This is a genomic window from Flavobacterium sp. LM4 (assembly GCF_002017935.1).
Taxonomy (GTDB): Bacteria; Bacteroidota; Bacteroidia; order Flavobacteriales; family Flavobacteriaceae; genus Flavobacterium; species Flavobacterium chungangense.
The window spans coordinates 735,918-752,033 of the sequence record NZ_MUFW01000001.1; the positions used below are offsets into that span (position 1 = coordinate 735,918).

The window sequence follows — 16,116 nt, forward strand, 5'->3', positions numbered from 1 at the left end:
TAGAGCGGGATTAGCTTCTAATACTTATTTTTTTAGTGAAAAATGATATTGTATTCCGAATACAAATGTTCTTGGTGCTGCTGCTGTATAAGTTGGCTGCGCCCCTGTTGTGTTTGCTCTCGAAACGTTATAAGCGTATAATTTATCGGTTAGGTTCATGACATTTCCGTAGATTTCAATTTTTTTCCATTGGTACCCAATTCTGGCATTGAATAAATTGTAACCATCATATTTTACGGTATTAATCTGATCCTGATAGTAACTGCCTACATGTTGCCATTCGATAGAAGTTCTGAAGTTGGGAAGCCAGTCTGGGTAATAACTTATTTCTGAATTTCCGGACCATCTTGGCGCTGCAGACATTTCTTTTCCGTTTAAATTCTGAATCGGATCAGATGGTTTGTCTGAAAGTTTAAAGTCAATATAGTTATGTTGTGCATAAGTTCCGCCAAGACGTAAATTAAATTCTTTTGAAGGGCGGTAGGATACTCCAAATTCAATTCCTTTATGACGGGTTTCTCCTGCCGAGCGATAATCAGTAGAATTATCCGGAAGTTTGATGTTTAATAACTCATTTTTTCCTTCCATATAATAGAAAGCATAATCAAAATTTAATTTATTCTGAAGGAAAGAAAGCCATCCGCCCACTTCGTAGTTGTTGAAAGTTGCAGGTTCGAGATTATAATAAAAGTCAGCTGGTACGCCTGTTGTTCCTCCAGTGCCAGGTTTTGTTCTGAAGATAGAAGTGATTCCCGGAGGTGCAAATCCTTGTGAATAATTGCCATAAAGACCTGCAAATTCAAACGGATTGTAATTGGCTCCGGCTTTAAAAGTCATTTTATCATAAACTTTGCTTCCGGTAGAATTGTCTAAAGTGTTTTCGTAATCCACTTTCATGTTGTCGTAACGGCTACCAACCGTGATAACTAATTCTTCAAATAGATTAAAACTCAATTGTGCAAAGCCTGCGGTGTTGAAAATATCTGCCGAATAATCTGCTATCTTTAAATCAGGTCTTTCTTCTATAACTTCATAATGCTCGACAGTTTGTTTTGCAATTTCACCAGGATTTAATATAGCACGTAAATCTGTTCTATATGCCCAATAAGTTACGGGAGAATAATCATATAAAGCTCCGGCAACAAGTTTAGTGTTTAAAAAATCAAATTTTTGAATATGTTGTCCGGTTGCGCCATAACTTTTAAAATTGTTTGAATTGACTTCTCCGTATGCAATTTCAGGGTTATTCTTTTGAGAAGGATAATAAGGGTCTTGTTTAGTAGGATCTGGATTCCATTTAATTCCATAAGTAGGATTTTGACCTAGTTTGTTATCACGTAAATATCCTGTGATATAACTACTTGAATTACCGTTCCAATCGTGTTCTAAAGTTAATCTTGTTCGTAAAGCATCAGATTTTCTGTAAGTAAAATCGGTTGTGCTTTTATAGGTTCTATTGTTAAAGGCTTCTTCATTAACACTTCCGCTCATGTCTGAATAATATTTTCCGTACATGGTATTACTGATCAATCGGGTAGAAGGGGAGATGTTATAATCGATTCTCGCATTCAGATTGTCTTTGTTATAATCAGAGTACGTCATCCAGCCGTTTTCCTGTAAACTGGATATTCCGGCAATATGAAAACCAACTTTTCCAATTGTTGCTCCTCCAGCAGCCTGAAATCTTCTGTAACCGTAATTGTCTGCCTGAACTCCAAATTTAAATTCAGGATTAACAGGCGGTTTTAGCGAAATTAAATTGATAGTTCCACCCACAGCTTCCGGGCCATATAAAGAAGAAACCGGACCTTTAACGACTTCAATGCTTTGGAGATTAAACTGATTGATTTCTAATAAAGCATTGTGATTAAAGATTCCCATTGGTCGAATTGGTAATCCGTCTTCCAGATATAAATAGTATGCATTGGTGGTCATAGGCTGGCGAACCGACATCATGTGCTGTTCGTTTCCTAAATTGACCATTAAAACCCCAGGTGTTTTGTTTATGATTTCATAAACGGCTGTAGCTTTGGTTTCGTTTATTGTTTTTGCCGTTAATTTGCTAATGGCAACAGGCGTTTCTTTACGTAAAGTAGCAGTACGATTGGCAGTTATAAAAACATTTTCGAGTTCCTGAGATTTTATTGTGTCCTGTTTCACTTCATTTTGTGCAAGAACACATTGCCCTATGATGAGTAGGGTAAAGTATATTTTTTTCATTTTAAATTATATAAATTTTAAAAGTAGCATGTTATTTTCCTGACATCGAGACAAGAAAAATCTTTTCAGTTTTGAATTGAAAAGTGTACTAAAACTTATATAAAATAGGATGGAGGATGAAAAGTACTATTGGAAACCGAAATAGGTTTCGCATCAAAAGAAGCAAAAAGTTGTGCTGCTGATGCGATAGGTATAACTAATTTAAAATTAGCTGTAGGTGTATTTTTAATATAAACAACATCTCCTTTTTCTTTCAGGTTGTTTTGCATCTTTTTTTCGTTGTCGGCATATTTCTTCAGACTTTTTTGAAGTTCACATCGGCCGTTGCACGAATTAAAGATCATTTTTCGCTGTACACAAATCGTTTTTGAAATTTCTTCCTGATTTAATTTAAATGAAGTATAAACGAAGAAACTGCCAAATGATGGCACTAAAAGCATACAGGAAAGAAATATGATGAGTAACTTTTTCAAGAGCTGTTTCTTTGTTTTCGATTGCAAAAATACATTTTTATTATTTTTAAATAGTATGATTTTTTGTCATTTTGCAAAAAAAATATCTCCAATTACAAAAGTAGCCGGAGATATTTTTCAGTGTTTAGTCGCAATCACAGTTTCCAGTTTGTATCGAAATTGTAACGCTAACTTGTAGTTTAGTTTTCAGTCTCAGTTTTCAGTTTTTAGTGTAAACTGAGATTGCGACTGTAAATTGTAACTTATTTTACAAGAACCCATGTGCCATTGGCAATTAAAGTTTCAGCCTTTTTATATTTCATTGTTTCTGTTTTACCTGTAGCAACTTCCTGAACTGTTACAGTATCATTACGGTTGATTTTTGGCATATCTCTAACAATCGTTTCTGTAACCTGACGCTGTTGCGTTTCTCCGGCTTCACGGTTGATGTCTTCACTATTCGGAATTTCATCTTTGCTTAATTTGAAGTTTTCTTTTTGACGAACTTCTCTTGCTTCGTGAATTTCAGGAACGTTTTGAGCTGGTAAATCACCTTTGAATAAGAATGAAATTACTTCTTTATTTACGTTGTCCAACATTCCTCTAAATAAATTAAAAGCTTCTAATTTGTAAATAAGCAATGGATCTTTCTGTTCGTGAACAGCCAATTGAACAGATTGTTTCAATTCGTCCATTTTACGTAAGTGTTTTTTCCAGGCTTCATCAACAATAGAAAGAGTAATGTTTTTCTCGAAATCAGCAATTAACTGAGCCCCTTCGCTATCGTATGCTTTTTTCAAATCTGTAACCACATTCAAGGTTTTGATTCCGTCAGTAAACGGAACTACGATACGCTCAAAATGATTGTTTGGCTCTTCGTAAACTCCTTTAATGATTGGGAAAGCTTCTCTTGCGCTTCTTTCAGTTTTCTCTGTATAGAACGCTAAAGTTTCTTTGTAGATTTTTCCTGTAATTTCGATATCAGATAATTTTAAGAAATCTGCTTCAGAAATTGGAGAAGTGATTGAGAAATAACGAATCAAATCAAATTCGAAATTTTTGAAATCATTTACAGGTTTTGTTTGACTAACGATTAATTCGCAGGTATCATAAAGCATGTTTGCAATATCCAGTTTCAAACGCTCACCAAACAATGCATGGCGACGGCGTTTGTAAACTACTTCACGTTGAGAGTTCATTACGTCATCATATTCTAATAAACGTTTACGAACACCAAAGTTATTTTCTTCTACTTTTTTCTGAGCACGTTCGATAGATTTAGTCATCATCGAATGCTGGATAACTTCACCTTCCTGAAGTCCCATTCTGTCCATCACTTTTGCCACTCTTTCAGAACCAAATAAACGCATTAGGTTATCTTCAAGAGAAACATAGAATTGTGAACTTCCCGGATCTCCCTGACGTCCTGCACGACCACGCAACTGTCTGTCAACACGACGAGAATCATGACGCTCTGTACCCACGATTGCTAAACCTCCGGCAGCTTTAACTTCTGGAGACAATTTAATATCGGTACCACGACCAGCCATGTTTGTTGCAATGGTTACAACTCCGGCTTTACCTGCTTCTTCTACAATTTGAGCCTCTTGTTTGTGCATTTTAGCATTCAAAACGTTATGTGTAACGCCTCTCATTTTTAACATACGGCTTAATAATTCTGAAATCTCTACAGACGTTGTTCCAATCAATACCGGTCTTCCTGCTTTTGATAATTCTGTTACATCTTCAATAACAGCATTGAATTTCTCACGGGTAGTTTTGTAGATATAATCTTCTTTATCTTGTCTTGAAATAGCGCGGTTGGTTGGAATTTCAACAACATCCAGTTTATAAATCTGCCATAACTCGCCAGCTTCTGTAACCGCTGTACCTGTCATACCCCCTAATTTGCTGTACATTCTGAAATAATTCTGTAATGTAACGGTTGCAAAAGTTTGTGTAGCAGCTTCAATCTTTACATTTTCTTTAGCCTCGATCGCCTGGTGTAAACCGTCAGAATAACGACGGCCATCCATTATACGACCTGTTTGCTCATCGACAATCATAATTTTGTTGTCCATGATAACGTACTCTACGTCTTTTTCGAAAAGAGCGTAAGCTTTTAAAAGCTGAGTAAGAGTATGAATACGCTCGCTTTTTACACCAAAATCCTGAAACAATCTTTCTTTTGCTTCCGCTTCAGCGTCTTTATCTAATTTTTGTTTTTCGATAGCAGCAATTTCAGTTCCAATATCCGGAAGCACGAAAAAGTCTGCATCTGTATCTCCTGAAAGGTATTTGATACCATTATCAGTCAATTCAACCTGATTGTTTTTTTCTTCAATTACAAAATACAAAGCTTCATCCACTTTGTGCATTTCGCGATTGTTATCCTGCATGTATTGGTTTTCGGTTTTTTGAAGCAATTGTTTGATTCCTTCTTCACTCAAAAATTTAATTAATGCTTTATTTTTAGGTAAACTTCTGTAAGCTCTCAACAATAAGAAGCCACCTTCTTTGGTATTTCCGTCTTTGATTAATTTTTTAGCTTCTGCTAAGAAACCATTTGCTAACTGACGCTGTTGTGCAACTAAGTTTTCGATTTTTGGTTTCAACTCATTAAATTCATGGCGATCTCCTTGAGGAACCGGTCCTGAAATAATAAGTGGCGTTCTTGCATCATCAATTAATACAGAATCGACCTCATCGACAATTGCATAGTTGTGTTTTCTTTGTACAAGATCGCTTGGCGAGTGTGCCATATTATCTCTTAAATAATCAAAACCAAATTCGTTGTTGGTTCCGTAAGTGATATCAGCGTCGTATGCTTTTTTTCTTTGTTCCGTACTTGGCTGGTGATTATCGATACAATCAACAGTTAAACCGTGAAATTCGAATAAAGGTGCTTTCCATGTGCTATCACGTTTTGCAAGGTAATCATTCACAGTTACTAAATGAACTCCGTTTCCGGTTAAAGCATTTAAGTATAACGGAAGTGTAGCAACCAAAGTTTTACCTTCACCTGTTTGCATTTCGGCAACTTTACCTTCGTGCAAAACCATACCACCAATTAACTGAACATCATAATGAATCATATCCCAGGTAATTTCTTTACCGGCAGCATTCCATTTGTTTGCCCATGTAGCTTTGTCGCCTTCAATAGTAACATATGTTTTTGTTGCTGAAAATTCGCGGTCTTTTGCAGTTGCGGTAACCTCAATAAAAGAATTGTCTTTAAAACGACGTGCAGTTTCTTTAACAACAGAAAAGGCTTCAGGAAGAATTTCTAATAAAGTCTTTTCGGAGATTTCGTAAGCTTCTTTTTCAAGAGTGTCAATAGCATCATAAAGATCTTCTCTTTTATCGATGTCTTCGATGTTTTCTACTTCTGCTTTAAGCGAAGCAATTTTAGCATCTTTATCAGCTCTGGCTTCTTTTATTTTTTGTTTAAAATATGTAGTCCTAGCTCTCAATTCGTCGTGAGACAAACTCATTAAGCTGGTTTCGAATGTTTTAATTTTGTTTAAATAAGGCTGTAGAGCTTTAACATCTTTCTGTGATTTATCACCTACAAAGACTTTAATAATACTGTTTATGAAACTCATGATTTATTGTATTTCTATTTTGTGTAAATGTGTATTTGAACCAAAAAAAAAGCCTCGGTGATGAGACTTTTTCCTTTGGTTTATTTTTTAATATTCATCCTCATTCCAAAGATAATCTTCGTCTGTTGGATAATCAGGCCAAATTTCTTCCATTGATTCATATATCTCGCCTTCGTCTTCAATCGACTGTAGGTTTTCTACTACTTCCAAAGGAGCTCCTGCTCTAATAGCGTAGTCAATAAGTTCGTCTTTGTTAGCAGGCCACGGTGCATCACTTAAATAGGATGCTAATTCTAATGTCCAATACATCTTTTGTCGATTTAGTTTGTGCAAAAATAAATTTTTTACTGAAAAAGACAAGTAAAATTTGATTTATTTTAATAAAATTTAAGAACGTCGCTTGTTAATTCCAATATTTAAATTCCAAATCCCAAAAAAGACCCTTGAAATCTCAATATTTAAATTCCAAATTTTTAAGATTTATTTCGTTTTAAAAATTCGAAATAATTTTATTTTTTATTGGAATTTGGGGCTTAAAAAATTGGAACTTGCAGAAAATTTATTTTCTGGGGATCCATTTCACTTCATCCGCTTTGAGGTCAGAGGACAACTTCCGTGCCAAGACAAAAAGGTAGTCAGAAAGTCGGTTTAAATACATAATTGCGATTTCAGGAACGTGTTCGTTATGGCTTAAATGAACTGCTAAGCGTTCTGCACGACGGCAAATACAACGCGCAATATGACAATGTGACACGGTTGGATGGCCACCCGGTAAAACAAAATGGGTCATTGGCGGTAGACTTTCCTCCATTTTATCTATTTCATTTTCCAGTAATTCAATATCAGAATCAATTATTCCAAGATTTTCTAATCGTAGTTTGCCGTTTTTTAAAACTTCTTTTTCCTGAGGAGTTGCCAAAATGGCACCAACAGTAAAAAGACGATCCTGAATTTCGATTAAAATAGTTTTATAATGCGAATCAATTTCCTGATCCCGGATTAGTCCGATATAAGAGTTCAATTCGTCAACAGTTCCATAACTGTCAATCCTGATATTATCTTTAGGAACACGTGTGCCTCCAAAAAGAGCCGTGGTTCCTTTGTCTCCTGTTTTGGTATATACTTTCATTTTTTCTTTTAAGATGCTAAGGTTCTCAGATGCTAAGGCACTAAGCTTTTTTTATTAGTTGTTTAAGCCAAGTTCATTACTTAGTTTTGTTAATTTTTTATGGGCTTTGTCATTAAAGGCATCGCTTTTTATTCCCGCAGTTTTTGCGGTCGACTCAAGTTGAGAGCATTCTAAACAAATCTGTGTTTGACAAATTATTTTATTATCCTTAAAATAAATAAATCCAAGTCTTGGATTGTAACAAGCCGTCAGATTTGGATTTTCAAATGTTTTTTTGTCTCCAATAATTGCATTTAATTTTAAAATTTGATTGCGATCGAGTTTCTTTCTGCTTTTTATGGTGTTAACAGATCTTCCTCTTTTATTTATGGGATAAAATGAATGTCCATTTCCATCAAAACCTATATAATTAACTCCAATAACCGAATCACATTCAAATTTTTTCTCGTAAGATAAAAGACTATCAATACTAACTACAAATTCGTTTGTAGTTGCCCAACGTATTTTTACACTTTCAATTTTTGGAGGTAATAGTTTAGAATTTTCATTGTTTTTTACGGAGGTATTTTTACAAGACGTTAAAAACAAAAAAGCTAATAAAATAGATTTAATAAAATTGGTCATTTTTTTCTTTTCCGATTAAACAATTAACCAAATAAACTTTTTAAAGTATTTGAAATCTGAAATTATTTCGTAGTATCGCTTTCAATCAATCCATCTCGTAAACGAATAACTCGATGCGCATAAGCGGCAATATCTTCTTCGTGTGTTACCAGAATCACAGTATTTCCCTGCGCATGAATATCTCCAAAAAGCTTCATGATTTCTACAGAAGTTTTACTGTCCAGGTTTCCTGTTGGTTCATCGGCTAATATAATGGATGGTTTGTTAACAAGAGCACGGGCAATTGCCACACGCTGGCGCTGTCCTCCCGAAAGCTGATTCGGCTGATGATCCATTCGGTCTGCAAGATTTACTTGTTTTAATACTTCTGTCGCTCTTGCGTTTCTTTCAGATTTAGAATATCCTGCATAAATCATGGGCAATGCAACATTATCTAATGCGGTCGTTCTGGGTAAAAGATTAAAAGTTTGAAAAACAAAACCAATTTCTGTATTACGAATTCCCGCCAGTTCATCATCTTTCATCTGACTTACATCTTTTCCGTTCAAGACATAACGACCGGAAGTTGGTGTGTCTAAACATCCCAATAAATTCATTAAAGTAGATTTTCCGGATCCTGAAGGTCCCATTAACGCCACATATTCTCCTTTATTGATTTCTAAATTAATTCCTTTTAAAACATAAACGATTTCATTACCCAGCACAAAATTTCGTCTTATGTCAGTTATTTTAATTAATGGATTTGCCATTTTGTTTTACAATTTTGGATTTAAAAGTACAAAACCCTTTTCAATAATTGGTAAGTAGTATTTAATTGATTTTTGTTACAGGCTTTACAATCTAAATAGTCATTCATTGCAATACTTTGAATTCTGTAGAAAATTCTGGTTCGTCAAAAAAAGGCGTTATATGATTTTGATTAAATTTTATATAATTATCATATTTATTTAAATTAATTAAATTATTTTTAATTAAAAAGCTTAATTTTTAATAATAATTTATTTTTAGTTATTTTTTTAACTATATTTGTTTGTAACTTTTAAAAATTAGAATTATGAAAAATATACAAATTTTATCAGCAATTGTATTGATTGCATTGGGTTTTACATCATGTAAAGACGAGAAACAAGAACAAGCTAAGAAGACGATTGATTCATATGTAGCTTATGTGGATTCAGTAAAAAATGTTGCGGCAGAAGATTTGAAAGCAGATTGGGCAGCTGTTGAAGCGGAATATGACAAGAGAGCAGAAAATGCACAACTAGCGCTTGCGGATATTAAGGATAATACAGCTGAAACGGAAAGAATAAATACGAGCAAAATTAAATATGAAGAATTTAAAAATGAGATGGCAGCTAAACTTGCGCCGCCTGTAAGTCCGAAACAACAATTGCGTAATGCTTTATTTGGAGAAGGAAAAATTGGTGACGACATGAGTTTTGACTGGGTAAATGCTAAAAATATTCATAGTGTGTATCAACAATTTGTACATACAGTAGAAAATAATAAAGACAGTTATTCACGTGAAGACTGGGATGAAATTAAATTGATGTATGAAGCACTTGACAGTCGTAAAAATACAGTCGAAAAAGAAGGTCTCTCAGCAGAAGATAACAGAAAAATTGCAGGCTTAAAAATCAAATTTGCGCCTATGTATACTGTAAACAGAATGGGAGCTAAATCTGAAGAAACTGCCGCAGCTAAGAAATAGGTTATTTAGGTTTATTTAGTTTTGAATATGACAATCAGAAATGGTTGTTTTTTTGTAAAATAATTAAGCTAATTCGTGAAAAAAAATGATACGAACTAGCTTAATTATTTTTGATTTTATTCTTTATAGACTAAGTCAACATTTATCTCTTTAAAAACTCCTCCTAGTGTTGTAGTAAAAGTTGCTTTTAAGTTGCCTCCAACGGGTACATAAGCGGTGTTTTTATTACCTCCTCTATACCTAACGGAAACTCCTGTTCCTGATATAAATGGATAACTAAAGGCATAATCACTAAAAGGATTGTCTTTTGATTGTGCAAACCCAGCTTTAGAACCATCTTGAACAGTAAAAACACTTGGGCATTCTACTACATTCATCGCAGGAAACGATCCCATATATGTTTTTAATTCTGTATAATATTTGAAAAATTTAACTCCAAGATCATTTTTATGAACCTCTCTTCCTGCAAAATAATAAGCTTTATAATCGTCATTAAACCCAGCTAATTCTCCAACTATAAACTCGTCACCAATATATTTTTGAGTTTGATTAGAAGTAGAAAAATTTTCTTTGTAGTTTACTTTTTTTCCTTCGATTATGACTTCCCCTTCGATATTTATAATATTTGCAACTCTTTCATTAAAAACTGTTTTAATTATACCAACTAAAGGATCTCTAATAAGTAATTTTTGATGAATTTCTGTTAACAATTTAGCCTTATTAGGATCTGTAGCATTAAGAGAATTTATCTCATCAGCAATACTTTGAATACTTGTAAAGTTTAACTCTTTTCTTAATTCATAAATACTAGAAAGCAATGCAGTATGATAAATTTTTAAACTATTCTTAATAGCCTTATCTCTTTTTTTTACATCAAGATCATTAGTTTTTTTACTATTTAAAGTAAATCCCTTTGAAGCCTCTGATTCATTAAAGTTAAATAAAACGATTTGTTTTCTCTCAGATTTAAGCGTAATAATTTCATCAATTTTTTCTTCCATTTTCTCCTCAGAAGGAAAATTAAATAATTTGATTTCTTCTTTAGTAATAGAATTTGGGTCATTTGAAGAATCATCTTTACTACAAGATGTAAATACTATACATAATATAGCTAAAAAATAAATTTTTTTCATTTTCATTTTAAATTAAAGTTATTTAGTTGATTTTAAATGGTACCAATCTTTAAAATCAAAAGCGAAATTATATGTTTTTTTTGTATTTTTTTTCTTATTTTATTTTTTTAATTAGAAAATAAATACGTACAAAAAAATTAAAAAATTGATTTAGGTTATGTATAAATTAATCTTTGTTGGAGTTTAATGATGAAGGGTTTTTTGTTTTATATTTTTTTAAAGTAATTAAAAAAATAATAGTATGATTTCTTCTGAATTATGATTATCATGAAATAGAATTATGAAAAAAAAGGATGCCATGAGTATCTTCTTTTTTATATTCTAATTACAAAATGTTCTTTTTCTTGCTCGTGTCTGAAAAATACAAACCCCCATTGAAAAGTATCAATTGTAACGGTTACTTTTGGATGTTTTTTTATAATTTCCCAAGCTTCTTCCATTTCTGATGACCAATGAATGTCATCAAAAATCCAAACGGAATCATTTTCAATCGTAGGTAGTAAAAGGTCAAAATAAGCTAAAGTTGCTTTTTTAGAATGATTACCGTCAAAGTAAATTAGTTCAAAGTTTAAAGTTTCTGGTTTCAGGTTATTCAGATACAGTTCAAATTCTGAAATTACATTTTCAACATTATTGAAATTGAATCTTTGCAGCTGCAATTGACATTGGTTTGCAGTTTGCAGGCAGCCTTCTAAAGTAATGATTTTTGCTTTTGGATTTCCTAAGGCAAGGGCAGAAGTTGCTAAACCTAATGAAGTCCCGATTTCAAGAATATTTTTTGGCTCAAAATAATTAGTTACGCGAAATAATAATTCAGCACGTTTTTTAGAAATTCCTGCAGTTTTTGCAATTTTTGAAATCTGTCTTTTATTGGATTTGAAAACTTTTGAACCTGCTCCAAAATCAGTTACATTAATAAAGTTTTTATTCTCTAAAAATGATTTTCGATAGTTATTAAGAGTTGAATATTCGGGTTTTGATTTTTTATCGTAAAAGCATTTCGTTAATAAATTAAAAACAAAGGGAGAGTGTACTCCATGTTCATTTTTGGATTTCCAAAGGAATTTTAGATATGACTTTATTTGATGCTGCATGTTTTGTTTCGCAAAGATTCACAAAATACAAACACAAAGATTCGTAAAAAAAAGTTAGTGTAATTCTGTGATTCTATTGTGAATCTCCGTGTAATGTTTAATTAACCGAAATCAATTTGACATCGAAAATAAGTACTGAGCCGCCTGGAATTCCTCTATAATCAAAACTTCCATATGCTAAATGGGACGGAATTAATAAAACACCGCTTCCGCCGGTTTTAAAATACGGAATGCCCTCAGTCCAGCCTTTTATAACTTGGTTTAATCCAAAAGATGAGGTAGTAATGGAGTTAAATATTGTTCCGTTAGTATAATAGCCTTTATAAGCAACTGTGACATTAGATGTTGCTGTTGGCTGTGTTCCTTCTCCGGGTTCATTAATCACATAATATAGTCCCGTATTACTTCTTAGCGCGGTTAAATTGTTTTTAGCTATATAATCTGTAATTTCTTTTTCATTTTCAGCAGTGTAATCTTTTGCTATTTGTGGTTCTGCATTGTCCGGGTTACACGAAATAAAAAGTGTTAAGGCGATTAGAGAAAATAGGATTTGTTTCATAACTGTTTTAAATTTAGTATGATATATTGATTTTTTGTTTTACAAAGATTGTCAAAGTAAATACAAAAAATCATAATAATAAAATGTAACGTATCGCTGTGGCTTTTTTTAACTCAATTAATAATTAGCCTTCAATTTTAGCAGAAAGCTCAAACCAGCGTTCTTCTTTGTGATCTATTTTGCTGATGATATTTTGTAATTCGTTTGCTTTTTTCTCGATGTCAGCATCGGCAACCTTTCCGTCAGAGAATAATTGTTCGATTTTGGTTTTATCAATTTCTAAATCTTTGATTTCTTTTTCTAGTTTTTGATATTCTTTTTGCTCGTTAAAAGTCAGGTTTCCAGTCGGATTGTTTTGTTTCCAATCTTTCTTTTCGGCTTTGTTTTCTTCTTTTTGGGCAACATCCGCACTGTCTTCATAAGCTCTGAAATCAGAATAGTTTCCCGGGAAATTTTCGATCTCACCATTTCCTCTGAAAACAAATAAATGATCGACAATTTTGTCCATGAAATAACGGTCGTGTGAAACCACTAATAAACAACCAGGGTAGTCTAAAAGGAAACTCTCTAAAACGTTTAGTGTTACAATATCTAAATCGTTTGTTGGCTCATCGAGAATCAAAAAGTTTGGATTCTGAATCAAAACCGTACATAAATATAAACGTTTTAATTCGCCACCACTTAATTTTTCAACGAAATCATATTGTTTTTTGGCATCAAAAAGAAAACGCTCCAGTAACTGTGAAGCTGAAATCATTTTTCCCTTTGTAAGCGGAATATATTCACCATATTCCTTAATAATATCGATAACACGCTGTCCCGGTTTGGGATTAATTCCGCTTTGGGTATAATATCCAATTTTTATTGTATCGCCTTTTACGACACGCCCGCTGTCAAGAGGAAGTGTGCCGGTTAAAAGGTTTAAAAAAGTTGATTTTCCAGTTCCGTTTTTACCAATAATTCCGATACGTTCTCCTCTTTGGAAATCGAAACTGAAATTATCCAGAATAACGTGATCTTTAAACTTTTTAGAAATTTTGTGAAGCTCAATAATTTTGCTCCCCATTCTTTCCATGTTGATTTCAAGTTCGACTTTGTTTTCTTTTCTACGGCTTTGAGCTTTTTCTTTAATTACGTAAAAATCATCCTGACGCGATTTTGATTTCGTCGTTCTTGCTTTAGGCTGGCGGCGCATCCATTCTAATTCTTTTACAAATAAGTTTTTGGCTTTATCAACACTCGCATTTTCAGAGGTAATTCGCTCTTCTTTTTTCTCTAAATAATAGGAGTAATTTCCTTTGTACTGATATAATTTTCCGTTATCTAACTCCAGAATTTCATTGCATACACGTTCTAAAAAGAAACGGTCGTGTGTTACCATAAACAGCGTGATATTTTCTTTAGCAAAATAACTTTCCAGCCATTCAATCATTTCAAGATCTAAATGGTTGGTTGGCTCATCCAAAATCAGTAAATCAGGTCGATTGATTAGAATTATAGCTAATGAAAGACGCTTTTTTTGTCCCCCGGAAAGATTTTTTACTTTCAGTTTAAAATCTTCTAGTTTTAATTTGAATAAAATCTGCTTGTATTGCGTTTCAAAATCCCACGCATTGTGCTGATCCATTCCGTCAAAAGCTTTTTGGTATGCTTCTTCGTCATTCGGGTTCTCTAATGCTTTTTCGTAAGCTTCAATAATTTTTAAAGTTTCATTGTCTGAAGCAAAAATACTTTCTTCAATAGTCAGTTCGTCCTGAAGATTATTATCCTGAGAAAGAAATGCCATTCTAATACCTTTTCTTAAAACAACCTGACCTGTATCTGGTTCATCTAAGCCATTAATAATGCTCATAATGGTTGTTTTTCCAGAACCATTTTTAGCAATAAAAGCAATTTTTTGATCTTTATTGATTCCGAATGAAATGTTGTCAAAAAGCGTTCTTTCGCCAAAAGACTTCGATATATTTTCTACAGATAGGTAATTCACTTTGTAAATTATGAGTTATAAATTATAAGTTATGAATGATTTACAAAACACAACTTTTTTGCAAAAGTAAACTATTATATTACGATTTGCGAATTATTTATGGAGATAGGAATTCAATATAGGACTTAAATCGAAGTAATGGATCTGTTGTCGAACATTTAAAATAGGTTTTTTAATTAAAGCTTCGTTGGTTAAATAATAATGCAAACCATCTTGGGTTGTAATTCCCTCTATCTGATGAAAAGAAAGTTTAAGACTTATTCTTCGTTTGTTTCCGGATAAAAAATCATGATTTTTAAAATCGTACAGAAGATATATAAACGATTTTCCTTTTGCTGAATAGCCACAAAGAGCAATTAGTTTTTTTGATTCTATATAAGTGGCACCTGTTACTAACCCTTTTGTATCAAGTGTTTCTTTTAGTATTGCTTTATGAATTCCGGATTTGTTTGGTAAAGTGTAAATACTTGTTTTTGATGATTTCCATTGTTTTGTAAACAAGTAGATACTATCCTTTGTGACAATAAAAGCTTCACAATCCAGATTTGTAGTGTTTGGTTTCTTTGAAGAAAAATCAGTTTGGTCTGAATATGAAAATGAAATAGTTTCAATTATTGGATCTTCTTTTAAAAATGATTTTTTCTCAATTTTTAAGATTTTCAAGTTGACTCTGTTTCCTGCATAATTATTTCCAAAATCCCCAATATATAAATACGAACTGTCTTGCGAGATTTCTTCCCAATCGTTATTTATGGTGTGTTCCAGAATTATTTTTTTTTTAATTTTTCCCAAAGAATCCAATCCGTAGATAGTTTTATCATGATCATCATTGTGGGTCCATAATAAATCTGCAAACGAAATAATTCCTGAAGTCTCGTTGATAGAATCGCTTAATGTTTTTGAGTATTCTGGTTTTATTTTGATTGTTTTGTACAGACAGCTTCCATCATTTAGAGTTGCATTCGAATTGTATGTTTTTGAAAAGGGATCTGTACATCCTGAAATTTGGCTGTAAGCTGTAGAGATAAAAAAAAAGCAAAAAATAAAATATTCTTTCATAATTAAAATGCAATAAACTAAAATATTAAAAGTTATGTTTTAGACATTATAATTTGAAATTAGTTGCAATATATAAAAAAAGACATGATTTAATTGTATAAATAGATTTAGTAATAATTTTGAAAAGTCAGAAATTTAACATTAAAAAATGTATTATTTTATTTTAAGTGGTACTAAATTAAATTTAACTTATTTTTTTATCAAAAATTAAAAATTGACCACAATTTGTGTTAATTTGTATGTGATTGATAATGAGATTAATGTATTTTTGTGTGGCTTTTATTCATTACCTCCTGATGTTTTTAAGTTTATAATCTAAAAAATGTCAATACATTTGCACAAATTTTATCTATTCTGAATTTCTTTAAAATGGGATTTAGAGGAGCGAAGCTCTGTTAAAATACAATTAATTTTGCAAATTTACAAAGAAAAATACTATTATATATTTTTAAATAATTTATTTTTAACGTTCGTATTAACTTTGTTTTTAAAAATTATGTATTTATTAATTATTTGACAAAATATTGATGATAAAAGAGAATA

Annotated in this window: 13 protein-coding genes; 1 reads left to right on the forward strand and 12 read right to left on the reverse strand. The window is 32.3% G+C overall.

Translation table 11 applies throughout. The annotated features are described in order from the left end of the window. Window positions 1-24 precede the first annotated feature (24 nt). From BXU10_RS03385 to BXU10_RS03415, 7 genes are all read right to left on the reverse strand, one after another. Entirely contained in the window at window positions 25-2,220 is a 2,196-nt protein-coding gene (locus BXU10_RS03385; RefSeq protein ID WP_078226095.1) for a TonB-dependent receptor, read from the reverse strand. Window positions 2,221-2,315: 95 nt separating this feature from the next. After that, window positions 2,316-2,693, reverse strand: coding sequence for a hypothetical protein (locus tag BXU10_RS03390; RefSeq protein ID WP_223255383.1), 378 nt, complete (start codon window positions 2,691-2,693; stop codon window positions 2,316-2,318). A 242-nt stretch (window positions 2,694-2,935) separates the two neighbouring features. Then, complete coding sequence (gene secA, locus BXU10_RS03395) at window positions 2,936-6,277, reverse strand: preprotein translocase subunit SecA (RefSeq protein WP_078226097.1); 3,342 nt, start codon at window positions 6,275-6,277, stop codon at window positions 2,936-2,938. Between the two features lie 87 nt (window positions 6,278-6,364). After that, window positions 6,365-6,586 carry a DUF2795 domain-containing protein gene (locus BXU10_RS03400; protein WP_007138072.1) on the reverse strand — a complete coding sequence of 74 codons (222 nt, stop codon included), beginning with the start codon at window positions 6,584-6,586 and terminating at the stop codon, window positions 6,365-6,367. Between the two features lie 250 nt (window positions 6,587-6,836). After that, window positions 6,837-7,406: a cob(I)yrinic acid a,c-diamide adenosyltransferase gene (locus BXU10_RS03405; protein ID WP_078226098.1), complete on the reverse strand. Its 570-nt coding sequence runs from the start codon at window positions 7,404-7,406 to the stop codon at window positions 6,837-6,839. A 54-nt stretch (window positions 7,407-7,460) separates the two neighbouring features. Beyond that, window positions 7,461-8,030, reverse strand: coding sequence for a hypothetical protein (locus BXU10_RS03410; RefSeq protein WP_078226099.1), 570 nt, complete (start codon window positions 8,028-8,030; stop codon window positions 7,461-7,463). A 62-nt stretch (window positions 8,031-8,092) separates the two neighbouring features. Then, entirely contained in the window at window positions 8,093-8,779 is a 687-nt protein-coding gene (locus tag BXU10_RS03415; RefSeq protein WP_078226100.1) for an ABC transporter ATP-binding protein, read from the reverse strand. 305 nt (window positions 8,780-9,084) lie between these two features. Here BXU10_RS03415 and BXU10_RS03420 point away from each other — a divergent pair, with 305 nt between their 5' ends. Continuing rightward, on the forward strand, window positions 9,085-9,741 hold the full coding sequence (locus BXU10_RS03420; RefSeq protein ID WP_078226101.1) for a DUF6565 domain-containing protein: 657 nt from the start codon (window positions 9,085-9,087) through the stop codon (window positions 9,739-9,741). Between the two features lie 116 nt (window positions 9,742-9,857). Here the strand turns inward: BXU10_RS03420 and BXU10_RS03425 are convergent, their stop codons facing one another. The 5 genes from BXU10_RS03425 to BXU10_RS03445 form a co-directional block, all read right to left on the reverse strand. Then, on the reverse strand, window positions 9,858-10,874 hold the full coding sequence (locus BXU10_RS03425) for a hypothetical protein (protein ID WP_123921944.1): 1,017 nt from the start codon (window positions 10,872-10,874) through the stop codon (window positions 9,858-9,860). Window positions 10,875-11,188: 314 nt separating this feature from the next. After that, a complete protein-coding gene (locus BXU10_RS03430; protein ID WP_078226103.1) occupies window positions 11,189-11,968 on the reverse strand; it encodes an O-methyltransferase in 780 nt (259 codons plus the stop codon). Between the two features lie 97 nt (window positions 11,969-12,065). Continuing rightward, the gene (locus BXU10_RS03435; protein ID WP_078226104.1) at window positions 12,066-12,527 is read right to left on the reverse strand and encodes an FKBP-type peptidyl-prolyl cis-trans isomerase; all 462 of its coding nucleotides are present in this window, start codon (window positions 12,525-12,527) and stop codon (window positions 12,066-12,068) included. A 124-nt stretch (window positions 12,528-12,651) separates the two neighbouring features. After that, complete coding sequence (locus BXU10_RS03440) at window positions 12,652-14,514, reverse strand: ABC-F family ATP-binding cassette domain-containing protein (protein WP_078226105.1); 1,863 nt, start codon at window positions 14,512-14,514, stop codon at window positions 12,652-12,654. Window positions 14,515-14,607: 93 nt separating this feature from the next. Next, window positions 14,608-15,573, reverse strand: a complete 966-nt coding sequence (locus BXU10_RS03445) for a hypothetical protein (RefSeq protein WP_078226106.1) — start codon at window positions 15,571-15,573, stop codon at window positions 14,608-14,610. Between the last annotated feature and the right edge of the window lie 543 nt (window positions 15,574-16,116).